The organism is Sphingomonas sp., assembly GCF_026460985.1.
GTDB lineage: Bacteria > Pseudomonadota > Alphaproteobacteria > Sphingomonadales > Sphingomonadaceae > Sphingomonas.
Genome location: NZ_JAPKNM010000119.1, coordinates 1 through 19315 on the forward strand (window position 1 = coordinate 1; position 19315 = coordinate 19315).

The 19315-nt window shown below is 67.9% G+C and carries 17 protein-coding genes; 12 read left to right on the top strand and 5 right to left on the bottom strand.

Annotated elements, in window-relative coordinates:
• Nucleotides 1-228: 228 nt before the first annotated feature.
• From dnaA to mutM, 3 genes are all read right to left on the bottom strand, one after another.
• Nucleotides 229-1566 carry a chromosomal replication initiator protein DnaA gene (dnaA, locus tag MT490_RS19235; protein WP_297391281.1) on the bottom strand — a complete coding sequence of 446 codons (1338 nt, stop codon included), beginning with the start codon at nt 1564-1566 and terminating at the stop codon, nt 229-231.
• 456 nt (nt 1567-2022) lie between these two features.
• Complete coding sequence (gene rpsT / locus MT490_RS19240) at nt 2023-2286, bottom strand: 30S ribosomal protein S20 (protein ID WP_297391283.1); 264 nt, start codon at nt 2284-2286, stop codon at nt 2023-2025.
• A gap of 119 nt (nt 2287-2405) precedes the next feature.
• A complete protein-coding gene (gene mutM / locus MT490_RS19245; RefSeq protein WP_297391285.1) occupies nt 2406-3215 on the bottom strand; it encodes a bifunctional DNA-formamidopyrimidine glycosylase/DNA-(apurinic or apyrimidinic site) lyase in 810 nt (269 codons plus the stop codon).
• A 45-nt stretch (nt 3216-3260) separates the two neighbouring features.
• On the opposite strand from mutM, the gene MT490_RS19250 reads away from it, so the two are divergent.
• The 12 genes from MT490_RS19250 (at nt 3261) to MT490_RS19305 (ending at nt 17548) form a co-directional block, all read left to right on the top strand.
• Nucleotides 3261-3992, top strand: a complete 732-nt coding sequence (locus MT490_RS19250) for a class I SAM-dependent methyltransferase (protein WP_297391287.1) — start codon at nt 3261-3263, stop codon at nt 3990-3992.
• A gap of 49 nt (nt 3993-4041) precedes the next feature.
• A complete protein-coding gene (ubiB, locus tag MT490_RS19255; RefSeq protein WP_297391289.1) occupies nt 4042-5574 on the top strand; it encodes a 2-polyprenylphenol 6-hydroxylase in 1533 nt (510 codons plus the stop codon).
• Nucleotides 5575-5630: 56 nt separating this feature from the next.
• Entirely contained in the window at nt 5631-6743 is a 1113-nt protein-coding gene (locus MT490_RS19260; RefSeq protein WP_297391290.1) for a hypothetical protein, read from the top strand.
• Nucleotides 6740-7909, top strand: a complete 1170-nt coding sequence (coaBC, locus tag MT490_RS19265; protein WP_297391292.1) for a bifunctional phosphopantothenoylcysteine decarboxylase/phosphopantothenate--cysteine ligase CoaBC — start codon at nt 6740-6742, stop codon at nt 7907-7909. The genes MT490_RS19260 and coaBC overlap by 4 nt, the downstream gene beginning before the upstream one ends.
• Entirely contained in the window at nt 7899-8693 is a 795-nt protein-coding gene (locus tag MT490_RS19270) for an alpha/beta fold hydrolase (RefSeq protein WP_297391294.1), read from the top strand. The genes coaBC and MT490_RS19270 overlap by 11 nt, the downstream gene beginning before the upstream one ends.
• Before the next feature lie 228 nt (nt 8694-8921).
• Nucleotides 8922-12575, top strand: coding sequence for an autotransporter domain-containing protein (locus MT490_RS19275; RefSeq protein WP_297391296.1), 3654 nt, complete (start codon nt 8922-8924; stop codon nt 12573-12575).
• Between the two features lie 101 nt (nt 12576-12676).
• Nucleotides 12677-12811 carry a hypothetical protein gene (locus MT490_RS19280; RefSeq protein ID WP_297391298.1) on the top strand — a complete coding sequence of 45 codons (135 nt, stop codon included), beginning with the start codon at nt 12677-12679 and terminating at the stop codon, nt 12809-12811.
• A 251-nt stretch (nt 12812-13062) separates the two neighbouring features.
• Complete coding sequence (gene dut / locus MT490_RS19285) at nt 13063-13533, top strand: dUTP diphosphatase (protein ID WP_297391300.1); 471 nt, start codon at nt 13063-13065, stop codon at nt 13531-13533.
• Nucleotides 13534-13699: 166 nt separating this feature from the next.
• Complete coding sequence (locus MT490_RS19290) at nt 13700-14071, top strand: hypothetical protein (RefSeq protein WP_297391302.1); 372 nt, start codon at nt 13700-13702, stop codon at nt 14069-14071.
• The gene (moeB, locus tag MT490_RS19295; RefSeq protein ID WP_297391304.1) at nt 14068-14871 is read left to right on the top strand and encodes a molybdopterin-synthase adenylyltransferase MoeB; all 804 of its coding nucleotides are present in this window, start codon (nt 14068-14070) and stop codon (nt 14869-14871) included. Before MT490_RS19290 ends, moeB begins: the two co-directional genes overlap by 4 nt.
• Nucleotides 14872-15135: 264 nt before the next feature.
• Complete coding sequence (locus MT490_RS19300) at nt 15136-16146, top strand: NAD-dependent epimerase/dehydratase family protein (RefSeq protein WP_297391306.1); 1011 nt, start codon at nt 15136-15138, stop codon at nt 16144-16146.
• Between the two features lie 55 nt (nt 16147-16201).
• On the top strand, nt 16202-17548 hold the full coding sequence (locus tag MT490_RS19305; RefSeq protein WP_297391308.1) for a nucleotide sugar dehydrogenase: 1347 nt from the start codon (nt 16202-16204) through the stop codon (nt 17546-17548).
• Nucleotides 17549-18001: 453 nt separating this feature from the next.
• Here the strand turns inward: MT490_RS19305 and MT490_RS19310 are convergent, their stop codons facing one another.
• Both MT490_RS19310 and galU read right to left on the bottom strand, forming a co-directional pair.
• A complete protein-coding gene (locus MT490_RS19310; protein WP_297391310.1) occupies nt 18002-18262 on the bottom strand; it encodes a hypothetical protein in 261 nt (86 codons plus the stop codon).
• A 102-nt stretch (nt 18263-18364) separates the two neighbouring features.
• On the bottom strand, nt 18365-19225 hold the full coding sequence (gene galU, locus MT490_RS19315; protein WP_297391312.1) for a UTP--glucose-1-phosphate uridylyltransferase GalU: 861 nt from the start codon (nt 19223-19225) through the stop codon (nt 18365-18367).
• Nucleotides 19226-19315: the final 90 nt, after the last annotated feature.

The window sequence follows — 19315 nt, forward strand, 5'->3', positions numbered from 1 at the left end:
CTACGCTCCGCTCACCCTCTCCAAGCTGCGCTAGGCAGCAAGCTGTCAAGCTTCGCTATCCTCCCCCCTCAAGGGGGAGGAATGTCGGGAAAGGGCCTATTTCCAAAACAAGGACAATCGGGGTGGAGGCGTGACCATAGCGTTTGCCCCGCTCTCGTCTCCTCCACCCCGCCCCCACCCCTAGGGGTGGGAAACCGCCTCGCCTGAGAGGCGGAAACCGGCTCGCGCTCAGCCTTCCAGCGAGCGCATCAGCGCGCGCACCGCGCCGTCGATCTCGACATCCTTGCCGCGCAGTTCCTCGATCCGCTTGACCGCGTGGATCACGGTCGAGTGGTCGCGATTGCCGAATTTGCGTCCGATCTCGGGAAGCGAGCGCGTAGTGAGTCGCTTCGCAAGATACATCGCGATCTGGCGCGGGCGCGCGATCGCCACGGCACGACGTTCCGAAATCAGGTCGATCTGCTTGACTTCGAAATGGCTCGAGACCGCGCGCTGGATCTCGTCGATCGTGATCCGCCGCTGCGCGTTGCGCAGCACTTCGCCCAGCGTCGCCACCGCGAAGTCGATCGTGATCGTCTCGTTCGAGAGATTCGCATAAGCGAGCAGGCGGTTGAGCGCGCCTTCGAGCTCGCGGACGTTCGAGGTGATCCGCGCGGCGAGCAGGTCGATCACTTCGTCGGGCATGTCGACCGCGGGCATGTCCTCGAGCTTGCGCGCGACGATCGCGCGGCGCAGCTCGAGCTCGGCGGGCTTGATGTCAGCGACCAGTCCCGAGCCGAGCCGCCCGGCGAGCCGCGGCTCGAAGCCCTCGAGCGCCTGCGGCGCGCGATCGGCCGCGATCACCAGGCGCTTGCCCGACGCCATGAACTCGTTGACCGTGTGGAAGAACTCCTCCTGCGTCGCGTCCTTGCCGCCGATGAACTGGAGGTCATCGATCATCAGCAGATCGACCGAGCGCAGCCGCGTCTTGAACGCGTGCGTGTCCTTGTTGCGCAGCGCCTGGACGAACTCGAACATGAAGCGCTCGGCAGTGACGTAGATCGCCGTCGCCTGCGGGTTGGCGTCGAGGAACGCCTGGCCCAGCGCATGCATCAGGTGCGTCTTGCCCTGGCCGGTGCCCGAATGGAGATAGAGCGGGCTGAACTGGGGCAGGCCCGGCTGCGCGACCGCCTTGGCCGCGTTGAACGCGACTCGGTTGGTCGAATCGACGACGAATCGCTCGAAGGTGAAGCGCGGGTCGAACGCCGGGCGCTCGCCGTGCGGCAGCGGCACGGGCGCGGCTTCGGGTTCGGCCCTGAGCACGCGCTGGGGCTCGTCGGCCATCGTCTCGATCGTGACGCTCAGCACATCGGGCAGCACCGCACGGAATTCGAGCAGCAGGCGCTCCGAATAGTGATTCTTCACCCACTGGGTCATGAATGCGGAGGGCAGACCGAGGCGAATCGCTTCATGGGTCGAGCCGTCGACCAGCACCACTGGCTTCAGCCACTGGTCGAAGAGACGCTGGCCAGCCGAGCGCCGCAGGTTGCCACGCACATGGCTCCATGCCTTGCTGACTGCCTCCATGTCATCTCGCTCCAGTGTCTGCACCTGAGTCACAACGACGCACCCCTCCATTCGCGGAAACAGACTTTTCCGCGCGCAAACTCGTTACGACCAAAGGCCCCTCGCAGCCGGAATAGCCCCCAGGCTGGCGCGTTGAGCTCGACTAAACCCGGCATCGAAACGCGAGCCGGAGGACTGTTTTAGGAACCGAAATTCGAGTCGATCAAGGGCCCGGGATGCAAAGAAAGTGAAATAGTTTTGTTGACTCGCCCGAACCCACGGTTTTCCGTGCTGTCACATATTTCCAGTTGATATATCAAATAGTTATCTCAACCTTCATAAAATTGAAGCATGCGAATCGCGGGATTTCCGCGACTTAACCGGGGCTGGCCCCCAATAGTCGCCAAGCCCTTGCTGCACACGCGAAAAACCCCGCCGGATTGCTCCGGCGGGGTCATCGTTACGGAAATGTGACGTTTACGCCAGCGCTTGCAGACGCTTGTTGAGGCGCGAGAACTTCCGGCCGGCGGTGTTCTTGTGCAGCACGCCCTTGGCGACGCCGCGGGCGAGCTCGGGCTGCGCGGCGGCGAGCGCGGCGGTGGCGGCGGCCTTGTCGCCCGACTCGAGCGCCGACTCGACCTTCTTGATGAAGGTGCGGATACGGCTCACGCGGTTGCCGTTGATCTCCGCGCGGCGGTCGTTCCGCCGGATACGCTTCTTCGCTTGCGGCGTATTCGCCATGCCGTCTCGTTCCTAGCTCGAATTGGGAAGGCGCAGGAACGGGCCCACGCCGGGAAAGGCGAGCCCCTTAACGTCTGAGACGATTCGGGTCAACCGTTACCGCCGCTCATTTCTGGCCCTCATTTCTGGCACCGCGGGCACCAGAAGGTCGAGCGCCCAGAATCGACGCGCCGCTCCACCCTGCCCCCGCAGTCGCACGGCTCGCCCTCGCGGCCGTAGACGCGCCATTCCTTGGCGAAATAGCCGAGCTCGCCATCGGGCCGCGCATAGTCCCTGAGCGTCGAGCCTCCCGCGCGGATCGCCGCCTCCAGCACCTCGCGTACCGTTTCGACCAGCCTGGCCAACCGCACCCTGGCGATCGAGCCCGCCGGGTGAGTCGGCGCGATCCGCGCCAGGTGCAGCGCCTCGCACACATAGATATTGCCGAGTCCCGCCACGACGCGCTGGTCGAGCAGCAGCGCCTTTACCGGCGCGATCCGGTCCTCGAACGCCGCGGCCAGATGCGCCGCGTCGAAGTCCGGCCCCAAAGGCTCGGGGCCGAGCGCCGCGAATGCCGGCCACTGCGCCAGTCCATCGGTCGGTACTAGGTCGAGCGAGCCGAATCGCCGCGCGTCGTTGAGCGCGAGGCGGTGCTGCGCGGTCTCGAGCACGAAATGATCGTGCTTGCCCAGTTCCTCGGGATCGATCCGCCACCGCCCGGACATGCCGAGATGGAAGACGAGCGTATCGCCGCGATCGGTGTCGATCAGCCCGTATTTGGCGCGGCGACCGAGCCCGGTCACCCGGGCGCCGGTCAGCCGCTGCCCCAGATCGGGCGGGAACGGCCGGCGCAGATCGCCGCGCCGCAGCGTCACGCGCTCGATCCGCGCGCCGTCCAGCACGGGCTCGAGGCCACGGACGGTCGTCTCGACTTCGGGTAATTCGGGCATGCCAACCCCCTAGCCGCGCTCCCCTCCCCTCGCTAGAGCGCAGCCATGCCCGACACCGTCTCCTTCGGCTACGAAGACATCGCCCCCGAGGAAAAGACCGCCCGCGTCGGCGAGGTCTTCTCCAGCGTCGCATCCAAATACGACCTGATGAACGACGCCATGTCGGGCGGCCTGCATCGCCTCTGGAAGGACCTGTTCGTCCGCCGGGTGAAGCCCCGCGCGGGCGAACATATCCTCGACATGGCCGGCGGTACCGGCGACATCGCCTTCCGCATGGCGCCGTCGGGCGCGGCGATCACCGTCGCCGACATCAATCCCGAGATGCTCGCCGTCGGGGTGGAGCGCGCGGCGCAGCGCGGGATCGACGGGCTGGTGTGGAGCGAGGCCAATGCCGAGACGCTCCAATGGCCCGATCGCTTCTTCGACGCCTATACGATCGCCTTCGGTATCCGGAACGTGACCGACATCCCCAAGGCGCTCCGCGAAGCGCACCGCGTATTGAAGCGCGGCGGCCGCTTCTACGTGCTCGAATTCTCGACGACGCAATGGCCGGGCTTCGCGCAGGTCTATGACGCCTATTCGCACCATCTGGTGCCCAAGCTCGGCAAGCTGCTCGCCAACGACGCCGATTCCTATCGCTACCTGATCGAATCGATCCGCCGCTTCCCGCCGATGCCCGAATTCGAGGCAATGATCCGCGACGCGGGATTCACGCAGACCAGGGTCGAGCCGCTGCTCGGCGGGCTGGTGGCGATTCACAGCGGCTGGAAGATTTGATGGGCTGCGCCGTTCTTAAGCCCCTCCCCTTCAGGGGAGGGGCTAGGAAGTGACCGCCCCCGCCATCCATCTCTGGCGCCTGCGCAAATGGGGCCGCATCCTCGCGCGCCACGGTGCGCTCATGGGCATCGAGCGCGATCCCAATACGCCGCGCCCCGTCCGCCGTCTCGCGCGCATCCTTCGCTTTGGCGCGCGTATTCCAGAGGTGCCGCGCTACGCCGACGCCTTCCAGGCGATCGGCCCCGCCGCGATCAAGCTCGGCCAGACGCTCGCCACGCGTCCCGATCTCGTCGGCGAGGCCGCGGCGAGCAACCTGCTGCGCCTCCAGGACGCGCTCCCGCCGCTCCCCTTCGCGGTGATCCGCGAGCGGATCGAATCCTCCTATGGCCGCCCGCTAGAGACCTTCTTCGCCTCGATCGACGAAATCCCGGTCGGCGCCGCCTCGATCGCGCAGGTCCATCGCGCGGTCACCACCGATGGCCGCCAGGTCGCGGTCAAGGTGCTCCGTCCGGGCATCGAGGCCGAGTTCGCCAAGGCGATCGAGACCTATGAATGGGCCGCCGCGCAGGTCGAGGGCATGGGCGGCGAAGCATCGCGGCTGCGCCCGCGCCTCGTCATCGAGACCTTCAAGCGCTGGACCGCGCGCGAGCTCGACCTCCGCCGCGAAGCCGCCTCCGCCTCCGAGCTCGCCGAGGGCATGACCGCCGAGCCCGATTTCTACGTGCCCGAGATCGACTGGCAGCGCACCACCGGCAAGGTACTCACCCTCGAATGGCTCGACGGGATCAAGCTGTCGGACCGCGCCGCGCTGATCGCCGCCGGGCACGACACGACCGCGCTCGCCGGCAAGCTGATCCGCGCCTTCCTGCGCCAGGCGATCGCCGAGGGCTTCTTCCACGCCGACATGCACCAGGGGAACCTCTTCGCGCTCCCCGACGGCCGCATCGCAGCGATCGACTTCGGCATCATGGGCCGGATCGACCGCCGCGCCCGCGTCTGGCTCGCCGAGATCCTCTACGGGCTGATCACCGGCAACTATAAGCGCGTCGCCGAGATCCATTTCGAGGCGGGATACGTGCCTCCGCACCACAATGTCGCCGAGTTCGCCACCGCGCTCCGCGCCGTGGGCGAACCGATGCGCGGGCTGCCGGTCAAGGACATGTCGGTCGGCGCGATGCTCGACGGTCTGTTCAACATCACCCGCGACTTCGACATGCAGACCCAGCCGCACCTCCTCCTTCTCCAGAAGACGATGGTGATGGTGGAGGGCGTCGCGCGCGGGCTCGATCCCGACATCAACCTGTGGGAGACTTCGGCCCCGTTCGTGCGCGAATGGATCCGCACCGAATTGGGCCCCGAAGCCGCGGTCGCCGATCGGATCATCACCGACCTGCGCACACTTGCCCGGCTTCCCCAGCTGATCCGCAACATCGAGCTCCGCTACCCGACCCCGGGCGGCGCACCGCCTGCGCCGCCGCTCCGCGAGATCGAGGTGGTGCGCGTCGGCGGCGGCTGGCGCTATGCGGCGGTGGCGTTCGCCGCGGCGGCAGCGGGCGCCGCCGCAACGTGGCTCGTCTTCTAGTCGCAGGGCCAGCCCTCTCGACACCCCTGCCGCCGCGCGTGTAGTTCCCCGCCTGCATGGCTCGTTCCGCCACTCTCTGGCTCGCCGCCCCCAGCCGCTTTGCGGCGCTCGGCAGGGCGCGCGCACGGCTCGCGATCGGCGTGCTCGTGCTGCTGCTGGTCGCCTGCCTGACCGCGCTCAAGGTGCCCGATCCGGCCGCCGTCTCCACCGGACCGATCGGCCAGTCCGACCAGACCGACCTGATGGTCTATGAAAAGATCGTCGCGGGCGTGAGGAACGGCGGAGACTATTACATCGTGGCGACCGACGCGCTGCGTGCCGGCGGCTATCCGCTTCGCCCGTTCTTCACCGTCCGGATGCCGTCGCTGGCGGTGATGCAGGCCGCGCTGCCGCCTTGGGGCCCAACGGCCCTGCTCTATCTGCTGGCCGCCTATGTCGGCATGGTCTGGGGCCTCCGCCTCGGCGAAGCGCTCCCGCGCACGCTCCCGCGCATCGCCGCGCTGCTGCTCCTGCTCGGCTCGATGCTCGCCTTTCTCCAGGCCGATCTCGCCGCCTTCCACGAGATCTGGGCCGGGCTGCTGATCGCGCTCTCGCTCGGAATGCGCCGCCCGGGGCGCTGGCTGGAGCCAGTGGCGTTCGCGCTCGCCGCGATGCTGATACGCGAGACAGCCGCGCTCTACGCGCTCGTCATGCTGGCGCTGGCCTGGCTCGAGGGCGAGCGGCGCGAGGCGCTGGGCTGGCTCGCCGCGCTCGCCTTGTTCGCCGCCGCGCTCGCCGCGCATGCGCATGCGGTCGCGGGCGTCACCGGCCCGCTCGACCCGGCGTCGCCCGGCTGGAACGGGCTGCTCGGCTTCGGCTTCTTCGTGAAGGCGCTGAGCCTCGCCACCGCGCTCCAGCTGCTGCCCATGACCGCCGCGGCATTGCTGGTCGGGCTATGCCTGTTCGGCTGGGCGTCGTGGAACGATCCGCTCGCCCTGCGCATGCTCGTCACCCTCGCGGCCTATGCGGCGCTGATCGGCATCTTCGCGCGCAGCGACACCTTCTACTGGGCGCTCATGGTGGCGCCTGTGTTCCTCGCTGGCCTCGTCTTCGTCCCCGACGGCCTGCGCGACCTGTTCCGCCCGCCCCTCGACAGGCGCCGCATCACCGTGACAAGGGTAGCGCGATGAAGCGCATCCTGCTGATCGTCGGCGGCGGCATCGCGGCGTACAAGGCCTGCGAGCTGGTTCGCCTGTGCCGCAAGGCGGGGATCGGCGTGAAGGTCGTGCTGACCGAAGGCGGCAGCCATTTCGTCACTCCGATGACGCTCGCGGCACTGTCCGAGAACCAGGTCTACACCACGCTCTGGGACCTCAAGGACGAGGCCGAGATGGGCCACATCCAGTTGAGCCGCGAGGCCGATCTGGTCGTGGTGGCGCCCGCCACGGCCGACCTGCTCGCGAAGATGGCCGCGGGCCTCGCCGACGATCTCGCGACGACGTTGCTGCTCGCCACCGACAAGCCGGTGCTCGCGGCACCCGCGATGAACGTCCGCATGTGGCAGCACGCCGCCACGCGCCGCAACGTCGCGCAGCTTCGCACCGACGGTGTCACGATCCTCGAGCCCGACGAAGGCCCGATGGCCTGCGGCGAATACGGCCCCGGCCGCCTTCCCGAACCCGATGCGATCCTCGCCGCGATTCAGGCGCATTTCGGCGCGGACCAGCGGCTGAACGGCCGCCACGTCCTCGTCACCGCCGGCCCCACCCACGAGCCGATCGACCCCGTCCGCTACATCGCCAACCGCTCCTCGGGCCGCCAGGGCTTCGCGATCGCCGAAGCGCTCGCCCGTCTCGGCGCGCGGGTGACCTTGGTGAGCGGCCCGGTCGCGCTCGCTACCCCCGCGGGCGTCACGCGCGTCGACGTCGAGACCGCGCAGGAGATGGCCAACTCCGTCGCCGCGGCGCTTCCCGCCGACGCCGCGGTGATGGTCGCCGCGGTGGGCGACTGGCGCGCCGAAACCGCCGACCAGAAGCTCAAGAAGGGCGAAGCTCCGCCCGCGCTCCAGCTCTCGGAGAATCCCGACATCCTCGCCTTGCTGGCACGCAGCCCGCACCGCCCGCGGCTCGTGGTCGGCTTCGCCGCCGAGACCGAGCAGGTGATCGAACACGCTACCGCAAAAAGGACTCGCAAGGGCGCGGACTGGATTGTCGCCAACGATGTTTCGGGCGACGTCATGGGGGGTGAGGCAAACACCATCCACCTCGTCACCGCCGACGGCGTCGAGCATTGGGAGCGCTTGCCCAAAACCGAAGTCGCGCGCCGGCTCGCGGAGCGGATCGCCGATGCGCTCTAGCCTCGCGCTGCTGCCGCTGCTGCTCGCCGCCTGCGCGACCACATCCACCGCGCCGCAGGCCGCGCGCCCCGCCGCCGAGCTCTACGCTCGCAGCTTCGGCACCGCCCGGCCGGTGACGTTGCTGGTCGTCCTCCACGGCGACGCGCCTGCGACGAATCCCGGCTATCAGTATGATTTCGCCCAGGCCCTCGCCGCGCGCATTCCCAACTCGCGCGTCGTCGCGCTGCTGCGCCCCGGTTACGAGGATCCGCAGGGCAATCGCTCGCCCGGCGAGCGCGGCCTGACCACCGGCGACAATTACACACCCGACCGGCTAGACGCCGTCAGCGACTCGCTCCGCCGGCTCCGCGCCCGCTATCCCCGCGCCCGCCTCGTCCTGATCGGTCATTCGGGCGGTGCGGCGATGGCGGCGGATCTTGCCGGCACCCGGCCCGAGCTCGTCGACGGGCTGCTCCTCGCCGCCTGCCCGTGCAGCCTCCCCGAATGGCGCCAGCACATGAAGGCGCGCCTTCCCGCGGCGCCGTTCGATCAGCCGGTCCACAGCCTCGATCCGCTCCAGACCGTCGGCGGCGCCCAGCTCGACCTGCGCGCCGCCCTGGTCGTCGGTGCCGACGATCCGATCACGCCGCCCAGATTCTCGCGCGCTTATGCGGAGGCGCTGGCGCTGCGCGGCATCGCCACCGACTATCGCGTGATCCCCGGCAAGGGCCATGAGATCCTCGACGATCCCGAGGTGCTGAGCGCCGCCGAGCGCCTCGCCGCCGCGCTCCCGAAGAAGGGCTGATAACCCCCACCCCGAGAGACACTTTCTCCTCGGACCGGTCGTCTCCCCGCATATGTCTCACGAGTCGACGCAAAAGCATTGAAGACGTTGCCTGTTCCCCAGGCTGGTAGCGAAAGCACAAAAGGGGAGACGCTTGTGAGACGGGAGAGTCGGACCCGGGCATTTGCCCAATATGCAGCCCTCGACAATGGCAGCCTCGCTTCCCTCCTCCTCGGGGTCGGCCTGATATTGATACCCGTCACGGCGAAGGCGCAGACCACTGCGCCCCCGGACGAACCGGCGCCGGCGCAAGCCGCACCGACACTCCGTTTCTGGGATGGAAGCGATCCCGCGCACCGCGAAAACGGGATCGTCGACGGCGGATCGGGAGTCTGGAGCACGACCGATCCCAGCTGGACCGATGCGAGCGGCGCCAGCAACGGCCCGATGCAACCCATGCCCGCCTTCGCCGTCTTCCAGGGCGCGCCCGGGACGGTGACGATCGACGCTTCGCAAGGCGTTCCGTCGGTCACCGGTATGCAGTTCCTGACCGACGGCTATCGCCTCACCGGCGGGAAGCTGCAGCTCGACGGCGGCGCCTTTACGTCGATCCGCCCCGGCCAGGGCGTGACCACGCGGATCGACGCCGAGCTGACCGGCGGCAGCGGCCTGTTGTTCAACGATTTCGGCACGCTGATCCTGACCGGCGACAACAGCTATACCGGCGGCACGCGCGTCGATGCCGGCACGCTGATCGGCAACACCCGCTCGATCCGCGGCACGCTGGAGAATGGCGGTATCGTGATCTTCGACCAGCAGGAGGACGGCGTCTTCACCGGCGACATCACCGGGCTGTCCAGCATCTGGGGCTTCATGATCAAGCGCGGCCAGGGCACGCTCACGATCGGCGGCGGCGGGCTCGACTGGCGCGTCGAGGAAGGGCGGCTCGTCTCGCCCGGTACGAGCCTCAGCGGCAATATCGAGATCGGCAGCGCCGGAAACCTGACGCTCACGAGTCAGGATCCGGGTGCATGGTCCGTCTATCGCTACGCCCTGTCGGGCAGCGGCGGCTTCGACGTAGCTGGACCCGGCGCATTGGTGCTCGCCGGTCAATCGAGCGGCTTCACCGGCCATAGCCGCGTGGAAGCCAGCGCTCTCCGCGTGGACGGCGCGCTCGGCGGGAGCCTCGCGGTCGGCGCCGGCGGCACGCTCTCCGGCACCGGCCAGGTCGGCGCGGTGACGGTCGGCTCCGGCGGGCATCTGGTGGGCGCGGGCGGGAGCACGCTCACGCTCTCTAGCCTGGCACTGGGCTCCGGCGCGACGGTCGACGTCGCCTTCACCGGGACGGACGCCCCGACGCTGTTCGCGGTGAGCAGCGATCTGACGCTCGACGGCACGCTCAATGTCGGCGGCCGCGAACCGCTCGACGAAGGCATCTATCGGCTGTTCAGCTATGGCGGACAGCTGACCGACAACGGGCTGGCGATCGGTACGCTGCCGACCGGCCAGGGAAGCGGCACGCTTTCGGTCCAGACCGCGACCCCGGGGCAAGTGAACGTCGTGTCCGCAAGTGGAACGCGCCCACTCCGCTTCTGGGACGGCGGCGATGCGACGCGCTACGCCAATGGCGCCATCGATGGCGGCTCCGGCACCTGGCGAAATGGCGGCGCGAGCTGGACCGGCGCGGACGGTGCCGCCAACGGCTCTGCCGGCCCGGGAGACTTCGCCGTATTCGCGGGGCAAGGCGGACATGTCCTGCTCGACGACGGCAACGGCGCGATCTCGACCGGCGGGATGCAGTTCGCGACGTCGGGCTATGTGCTGTCGGGCGACACGCTGACGCTCGCCGGCGGCCAGCACACCGTGATCCGCGTCGGCGACGGCAGCGCCGCCTCGTCGGGCATGACCGCCGAGATCGCCGCCCGGATCACGGGCACCAGCTACCTCGTCAAGCGCGACGCCGGCACGCTGATCCTGTCGGGCGACAATGATTACATACTCGGCATCCAGGTCGAGGCTGGCACGCTGATCGGCAATGCGCGCTCGATCCGCGGCGACCTCTCCAATGCCGGAACCGTGATCTTCGACCAGCAGGAGAACGGGAAGTTCAAGAGCGGCATCACACCGCTCGACGGCGTTGCGGGCACGGTACTGAAGCGCGGGAGCGGCGACCTGACCTTGACCGCCACGAGCACGCTCGACTGGACCATCGAGCAGGGCCGCGTGCTCACCAACGCGGCGCGCTTCACAGGCGATGCAGCGCTCCGCTCGGGCGGCACGATCGAGTTCGCGAGCGCCACCGACACGCGTTATCTCGGCACGCTTTCGGGCACCGGCCGCCTGGTCAAGGCAGGCGCAGGCGACTTGGCACTGGGCACGAATTCGCAAGGCTTCACGGGCGAGACGCTGGTCCGCGCCGGCTCGTTGACGGTCGAGGGTGCGATCCGGGGCCGGCTGACGGTCGCGGCCGATGCCGCGCTCGCCGGTCATGGCAGCCTGGGTTCGGTCCGCGTGGACCCGGGCGGCCGCATCGCGCCCGGCCCGTCGATCCGCACGCTCACGGTCACCGGCGATCTCGTGATCGCGCCGGGCGCGCGCTACGAAGTGGAGGTCGATCCGACAGGCACCGCGAGCGATCGCATCGACGTGCTCGGCACCGCGACTTTGGGCGGCACCGTCGCGCATATCGGCGCCAGCGGCACCTATCGCCCGAGTGCGACCTACACGATCCTTACCGCGCAGGGCGGGATCCAGGGCCGGTTCGACAATGTCACCTCGACCTACGCCTTCCTGACGCCGAGCCTCGGCTATACGGCGAACGCCGTCACTTTGGTGCTCGATCGCAACGACGTGCATTTCGATCAGGTCGCGGTCACCGCCAATCAGCGCGCGGCCGGCTCGGCGGTGGAGGCACTGGCGTCGGGCAACGGCGCCTATGACGCGGTGGTCACCGCCGATGCGGCCGGCGCCCGCCAGGCGTTCGACAGCCTTTCGGGCGAGTTCCATGCCTCGCTGCGCACCGCTTTGGTCGAAGGCAGCCGGCTTTCGCGCGAGGCGACGCTCGAACGATTGCGCGCCCGCCGCGACGCTCCCGGCCTCGCCATCTGGGGACAGGCGCTCGATTCCTCACGACGCTGGGGCGGCAATGCCAGCGTGGCCAGGCTCGCCCAGGACACCAGTGGCGCGCTGGCCGGGGTCGAGGCGCAAGCACCCAGCGGCCTGCGCATCGGCATGCTCGGCGGCCATCATCGCGACGAGTTGCGCGGGCGCGGCAATGCCGACGTAGATAGCTACCACGCCGGCGCCTATGCCGGCGGAACGATCGGCGCGCTCGCACTCGGCGGCGGGCTGATGCTCGGCTGGCAGGACGTGGCGGCGCGGCGCCTGGTGGCGTTCGGCGAGTTCCAGGAGGGCGTGCATGCGCGCTATCGCGCTTCGACCCTGCAGGCCTTCGGCGAAGCGGCCTGGCGCATCGATTTCGCGCGCGGCAGGCTCGAACCCTTTGCCGGCCTCACCCATGTCGCGCTCAAGGTCGGCGGCGGCCGCGAGGCCGGCGGTGGCGCCGCGCTCGAGCTCGCGCGCGATTCGATGCGCACCAGCTACACGACCCTGGGCCTTCGCGGACAGACCGCCCTTCCGCTGGGCGACCGCACGCTCTCGCTCCGCGCGTCGGCGGGCTGGCAGCATGCGTTCGGCGATCGAACCGGCATGGTCGACGCCGCGCTCGGCGGGAGGCGGTTCGTCGTCTCGGGCGTACCGATCGCGCAGGACAGCCTGGTCGGCGAGCTGGGACTCGACGCCGCGCTGGCCCCCGCCTTGCGCTTCAACCTGGGCTATAGCGGCGCCCTTTCGCGCAACGCGCAGGACCACATGGCACGCGCCGCGCTGACCTGGTCGTTCTAGGGCAGCCGCCCCTCCCCGCGAGCGCCGGATCATCCGTGAAGTACCGGATTCCGGCACCGTGGCCCTGAGGATCAGATGACGCCAGCCATGGGAGACAGGCAATGTCGTCGATCCTCAATTCAGACCCCCTGCCGCCGCGCGATTCCCGCCCGAGCCGCGCCCTCATCGGAGTCTGGCTCCTCCTGATCATGCTCCTGTTCGTTACGACGGTCGTCTTCCTGCAAAGCCAGACCTGAGCGGCGGCCCTTCCCGGCCACGCGTGCGCGGACGGCCGTCGCCGGCACTGGGATCGCTGTTGAAATCCTCGCCGGGATTGCCGCCGCCGGCACCCGAGCCGGAACCATGGACCGCGCCCGTCTCCGGATCGAAGAATGCGCGCCGCCCATTCTCGGGCGGCAAACGCCCGAGCGGCGACCGGCGATCCAGCCGGGTTGCGGGGCCCGTCGCCAGGCGGTAGCGCGGAGAGCGATACGTACGAGGAGCCGACGTGAGCAAGCCGAAGATCGAATTGCGGGTATTGGATGAGCGGATCCATGAATGGGGCTTGCCGCGCTACCACACGGAAATGTCGGCAGGCATCGACTTGTATGCCTGCCTCGGCGAACCGATGCGGATCGAACCCCAGGCACCGGCGGTGCTCATTCCATCCGGGATCGCCATGCTGATGAACGACCCTCACATGGTCGGGTTTCTTCTGGCCCGGTCGGGCTTGGGGCACAAGAAGGGCCTGATACTCGGGCAATCCGTCGGCACCATCGACGCCGACTACGCCAATGAGATATTCATCAGCGCCTGGCTGAGGACCCCTCCCGGCAGCGAACCCTTGGTCGTCAATCCCGGAGATCGCATCGCGCAGCTCGTTTTCGTGCCCATTCTGCGCCCGACGTTCGAGGTCGTCTCCGAGTTTTCCTCGATCACCGGCCGTGGCTTGGGGGGCTTCGGATCGACCGGCCTCTGAGTCGGTCCGTCGCAGACGGCTTCCCGGGCGGTTACGATCGAGGGCTTGAGAAACTCCCTCGATCACCCGAATTGAGTGTAGCGGGAAGCGATCCCGGAAAGGAACTTCCGATGGCATCGAAAGGCCAGACCATGAGAGGAGCCGACGGCTTCGGCTCCACCGGAATGTGATCGCATCCCTCGCCCTTGCCGCGGCGCTGCAGACGGCCGCGATCGATTGGAACGGGCTCGCCCCGCTGCCCTTCCGTGCCCCGCCTATCATCACGCCCGAGATGCGCGCCTTCGTTCAGCGCGAGGCGGTCTCGCGCAAATGCCCGCTGCTCAAGCCGGGCACGCTCGACGTCGAGGTCGCAGTGCTGGTCGACGAAGCGAACGGCATCCGCACCACCGTGCCTCGCGCGATCCGCTGCCCCACCGTCGAGCAATATGCCGCGGCCCTGGTCGCGAGCTTCGCGCGCAACAACCTCCTCCCGCGCTCCGGCACCGGGACCGGCCAGATCTGGTATCGTGCGCACCTAAACTTTACCTGGACGCCATGAGCCTCACCGACGAAGAACTCGAACGCTATGCCCGCCACATCGTGCTGCGCGAGCTGGGCGGCGCGGGGCAGGCGCGGTTGAAGGCTAGCCGGGTGTTGGTGATCGGCGCCGGCGGGATCGGTTCGCCCGCGATCCAGTATCTCGCCGCCGCCGGCATCGGCACGTTGACCATCGTCGACGACGACCGCGTCGACCTCTCCAACCTCCAGCGCCAGACCTTGTTCGGCACCGACGATATCGGCCGGCCGAAGGTCACCGCCGCCGCCACGCGCGTCGCGGGACTGAACCCCGATGTCGAAGTGCGCGCCTGGCAGCAGCGGATCGATGGCGGCAACATCGACGCGCATGTGCGCGGCAGCGACGTCGTCCTCGACGGTTCGGACAATTTCGCCACGCGGCTGGCGGTCGCCGATGCTGCGCTACGCCACCGCGTCCCCCTGGTCGCCGCCGCGGTCGCCGAGTTCGAGGGCCAGCTCGGCACCTTCCGCGGATGGGAAGCCGACAAGCCGTGCTACCGCTGCTTCGTCGGCGGCAACCCCGAACGGCCCGAGGCGACTTGCGCAGAACAGGGCGTGCTCGGCGCGCTCACCGGAGTGATGGGCAGCCTCGCCGCGCTCGAGGCGATCCGCGCCTGTGCGCCCTTCGGCGAGGATAGTGCGGGCAAGTTGCTGCTGGTCGATGCGCTGTCGCTGCGCTTCCGCACGCTCGCCCTGCCCAAGGATCCGGGCTGCGCGGCCTGTTCAGGTCTTCAGATGGTGTCGAGCTCCAACGGAACCATACCCCAGCCGTCGAATGCATAGACTTTCGGCTCGACCGCCAATTCCTGCGGCCGGCTGGCTTCCGGCTCCGCCGCATGTGGTTCGGCGGCGGCGTTCTCGTCCCTCTGCGGCTCTTTCACGGCCGTAACTCCCTGAGTCGATGGCGCAAGTTAACGCAAATTTCACCCTGTTGGGAGTCGGCGAAGAATAGTCATCCTTGACACTTTATCGCTCTATCGCTGAGCGGCTGGTAACCTTTAGAGATTAGCCGGGCCGGGAGCGGTTCAATTCAGCGGGCGGGAGTATATGGCGAACAACGGCAAGCGGGTTCTAGTCACGGGCTCGGCGGGGTTCATCGGCTTCCACACCTGCAGCAAGCTGCTCCAACAGGGCGCGACGGTGCTCGGGGTCGACAATTTCTCGGCCTATTACGACGTCGCGCTCAAGGAAGCGCGCACCGACGTCCTCGCCAACCACGCCGATTTCTCGCTCGCCCGCGTGTCGATCGAGGACGTGGACGCGTTCGGCGAGACTTGGACCGACTTCAAGCCCGATACGGTGATCCATCTCGCCGCCCAGGCCGGCGTGCGCTATTCGATCGACGAACCGCGCAGCTATATCGGCGCCAACATCATCGGCACGCACAATGTGCTCGAGCTCGCGCGGCACAACCCGGTCCGGCACCTGCTCGCCGCCTCGACCAGCTCGGTCTACGGCGCCAACACCGAGATGCCCTTCACCGAGACGCAGCGCACCCAGACGCCGCTCAGCCTCTACGCCGCCACCAAGGGCGCGACCGAGCTCATGGGCCACAGCTACAGCCATCTGTTCGGCACGCCGATGACCTTCTTCCGCTTCTTCACGGTCTACGGCCCCTGGGGTCGGCCCGACATGGCGCTGTTCAAGTTCGCCAAGGCCATGCTCGCGGGCGAGCCGATCGACGTCTACAACAACGGCGACATGGTGCGCGACTTCACCTACATCGACGACCTCGCCGAATCGATCGTGCGCCTGACCGATGCCGTGCCCGGCCGCGAGCCGGTCGAAGGTGACAGCCTCTCTCCCGTCGCGCCGTTCCGCTCCGTCAACATCGGCAACGGCCAGCCCACGCCGCTGATGGACTATATCGGCGCGCTCGAGCAGGCGCTCGGCCGCAAGGCGATCAAGAACTATCTGCCGATGCAGCAAGGCGACGTGCCCGCGACCGAAGCTTCATCGGACCTGCTCCGGCGGCTCACCGGCTATGCGCCCTCCACCCCGCCGGCAATCGGCGTCGCGCGCTTCGTCGATTGGTATCTGGAGCATTATCGATCTTGAAACCCCCTGTGAGCGATAGCGTGCCGGGAAGGCACCATCGCTGACGGGGATCCACATGAGTATCGAATGGCCGGCGCACGGACTGAAGCTCCAGGCGCGCATCGAGGGCGGCACCGCGAAGATCGGCGTGATCGGCATGGGCTATGTCGGCCTGCCGCTCGCCGTCGCCTTCTGCGAGGCGCAGTGCCCGGTGCTCGCATTCGACCTCGACGACGCCAAGATCGAGGCGCTCAAGGCCGGCCAGAGCTACATCAAGCACATCGAGGGCGACCGGATCGCGCCGCAGGTCGAGGCAGGCCGGCTCGACGCCACCGCCGATCTGGCACGGCTCGGTGAGGCGGACGTGCTGCTGATCTGCGTCCCCACGCCGCTGTCGCGCCATCTCGAGCCCGACCTCAAATATGTCGAGGCGACCACCGCGGCGATCGCCAGGACGCTGCGCAAGGGCCAGCTCGTCATCCTCGAATCGACCACCTATCCCGGCACCACGCGCGAAGTGATGCAGCCGATCCTCGAGGCCGGCGGGCTGGAAGCGGGCAAGGACTTCTTCCTCGCTTACTCGCCCGAGCGCGAGGATCCGGGCAACCCGACCTATTCGACCACGCAGATCCCCAAGGTGGTCGGCGCCGACGACCAGGTCTCTGCCGATCTCGCGCTCGCGCTCTATGCCCATGTGGTGCCCAAGACGATCGCGGTTTCCTCGGCGGCGACCGCGGAGGCGGTGAAGATCACCGAGAACGTGTTCCGCGCGGTCAACATCGCATTGGTCAACGAGCTGAAGCTGATCTTCACCGCGATGGATATCGACGTGTGGGAAGTGATCGACGCGGCCAAGTCCAAGCCGTTCGGCTTCATGCCCTTCTATCCGGGGCCGGGCCTGGGCGGTCACTGCATCCCGATCGACCCCTTCTACCTCACCTGGAAGGCGCGCGAGTATAACCAGCACACCAAGTTCATCGAGCTCGCCGGCCAGATCAACGCCGACATGCCGCAGCATGTGATCCGGGTGATGGCGGACACGCTCGACGCGCGCTTCGGCCGCGGCCTGCGCGGGGCGCGCGTGCTGGTGCTCGGCGTCGCCTACAAGAAGAATGTCGACGACATCCGCGAAAGCCCCTCGCTTCGCCTGATGGAGATGATCGAGGCGCGCGGCGCCGTGGCCGACTTCCACGATCCGCATGTCGCCCAGATCAACGGCACCCGCGAGCACCCGACGCTCAATTATCGCCACGGCGTGGCATGGGATCCGGCCGCGATCGCGGGTTATGACGCAGTGCTGATCGCCACCGATCACGACGCCGTCGACTATGCCGCCTTGGTCGAGGCGGCGCCGCTGGTGATCGACACGCGCAACGCCTGCGGCAAGGCCGGGATCGTCAGCGGGAAGGTGGTTCGGGCCTGAACAGGGTCGCGGCAAAACCCGAGATCGATTCAATTGCCGTCGGTCGGCCACCCAACCGCACCTCAAAAGAATCGGAACAAACATTGAACATCTCCGACGGTGTACTAAGTCGTTCGGGCGACCGGGTCGCCGCACTTTGACATCGTCGGACCAATCCCTGCCGCGCGCATGCGTTGTCGCGCGTGACGGGCGCCTCCGTGACCTTGGCGGCGCCTGTCCGGCGCGCGGCTGTGACGCAGGTGGCGCCGCACAGCCGCGTAGGTGTGCCCCTGGTGTCACGCCGAAGGCGCTCAGCCGTAGCTTTTCCGACGCCACACTGGCGCGAACGCGACGCGCAGAGTCAAGCGCGCCGGGAACACAATTCTTATAAATCAATGCATTACCTGCATCCCCCGTCCCCACAAACAGCGTAGGCGAGTCAAGTTGGTCAGCAGCGGGTTCTCCGGCGCGGCATCAACCCGATGTTTCCACCAGCTCCACGACTTCGAAATCGTAGCGCTCCCAGCCCCGCTGCTTGGCGGCCTCGGCGGTCGCGGCCCGCTTTCCCGCCGCCTCGCGCAGCGACTTGGCGTGTCCCCAGAACACTTCGGTGCGCCCCCCGCCCAGATGCGCGACGATGCGCCAATAATGCGTGAAGGGCACCGCCGTCGGCCCGATCGTCTTGACATATCCGTCGGGCAAGGTGGCCGTGAGGTAGCGTTTCTTCTTCGCCATGGCAGGACGGGTAGCCGATCGCGCCTCGGCTATCGAGCGGCGCTTTCCATCGCCGAAGCGGCCGCGTGAAACGAGCCTCGCTTTTGCCTAGCCCTCCGCGCCTCAGCGCGAGGCGATGAAGCCGCGCACCGCCGGCGCGATGTCCTCGCGATCCAACGCCACCGCGATGTTCGCCTGGATGAAACCAGCCTTGTCGCCGCAATCGTAGCGGGTACCGGCGAAGGTCACGCCGTGGAAGGGCTGATCGCCAATCATCCGCGCCATCGCGTCGGTCAACTGGATCTCGCCGCCCGCCCCCTTTTCCTGCCCCTCGAGCACGCGCATCACTTCGGGCTGGAGGATGTAGCGGCCGATCACCGACAGGTTCGACGGCGCGGTGCCTGGCGCAGGCTTCTCGACCAGTCCCTTCACCTCGGTGAGCGATCCGTCGCGCGTACCGGGCGTTATGATGCCGTAACGATGGGTCTGATCGTCGGGGACCTCTTCGGCACAGATCAGATTGCCGCCGGTCCGGTTGTAGGCCTCGACCATCTGCTTGAGGCAGCCAGGCTTGCCGACCATGAAATCGTCGGCGAGCAGCACTGCGAAGGGCTCGTCGCCGACGATGTCGCGCGCGCACCAGACGGCATGACCCAGCCCCATCGGCTCCTGCTGGCGGACATAGGCCACGGCACCGGGCTTGAGCCGCGTCGCCTCGAGGATCTCGAGCGACTTGCCGCGCTCGCTCATCGTCGTCTCGAGCTCGAAGGCGATGTCGAAATGGTCCTCGATCGCGCTCTTGCCGCGGCCGGTGACGAAGATCATCTGCTCGATCCCCGCCTCCATAGCCTCATCGACCGCGTATTGGATCAGCGGCCGGTCCACGATCGGGAGCATCTCCTTGGGCATCGCCTTGGTGGCAGGAAGGAAACGGGTGCCAAGGCCCCCCACGGGGAATACGGCCTTGCGCAAGGGCTTTATCATGAACACTCTCCTGGCCGGTGGTCTTGCCCGTTCCGAAAGGTCCGATCAAGCGCAGCGCCCGCGTGCTTATATCGGTCTTAAACCTCTCGC

Excerpts from the sequence above, each read along its gene's own strand:
- dnaA (WP_297391281.1), bottom strand. The coding sequence starts at position 1,566 with ATGGAGGCAGTCAGCAAGGCATGGAGCCATGTGCGTGGCAACCTGCGG.
- rpsT (WP_297391283.1), bottom strand. The coding sequence starts at position 2,286 with ATGGCGAATACGCCGCAAGCGAAGAAGCGTATCCGGCGGAACGACCGC.
- mutM (WP_297391285.1), bottom strand. The coding sequence starts at position 3,215 with ATGCCCGAATTACCCGAAGTCGAGACGACCGTCCGTGGCCTCGAGCCC.
- MT490_RS19250 (WP_297391287.1), top strand. The coding sequence starts at position 3,261 with ATGCCCGACACCGTCTCCTTCGGCTACGAAGACATCGCCCCCGAGGAA.
- MT490_RS19260 (WP_297391290.1), top strand. The coding sequence starts at position 5,631 with ATGGCTCGTTCCGCCACTCTCTGGCTCGCCGCCCCCAGCCGCTTTGCG.
- coaBC (WP_297391292.1), top strand. The coding sequence starts at position 6,740 with ATGAAGCGCATCCTGCTGATCGTCGGCGGCGGCATCGCGGCGTACAAG.
- MT490_RS19270 (WP_297391294.1), top strand. The coding sequence starts at position 7,899 with ATGCGCTCTAGCCTCGCGCTGCTGCCGCTGCTGCTCGCCGCCTGCGCG.
- MT490_RS19280 (WP_297391298.1), top strand. The coding sequence starts at position 12,677 with ATGTCGTCGATCCTCAATTCAGACCCCCTGCCGCCGCGCGATTCCCGC.
- moeB (WP_297391304.1), top strand. The coding sequence starts at position 14,068 with ATGAGCCTCACCGACGAAGAACTCGAACGCTATGCCCGCCACATCGTG.
- MT490_RS19300 (WP_297391306.1), top strand. The coding sequence starts at position 15,136 with ATGGCGAACAACGGCAAGCGGGTTCTAGTCACGGGCTCGGCGGGGTTC.
- MT490_RS19305 (WP_297391308.1), top strand. The coding sequence starts at position 16,202 with ATGAGTATCGAATGGCCGGCGCACGGACTGAAGCTCCAGGCGCGCATC.
- MT490_RS19310 (WP_297391310.1), bottom strand. The coding sequence starts at position 18,262 with ATGGCGAAGAAGAAACGCTACCTCACGGCCACCTTGCCCGACGGATAT.
- galU (WP_297391312.1), bottom strand. The coding sequence starts at position 19,225 with ATGATAAAGCCCTTGCGCAAGGCCGTATTCCCCGTGGGGGGCCTTGGC.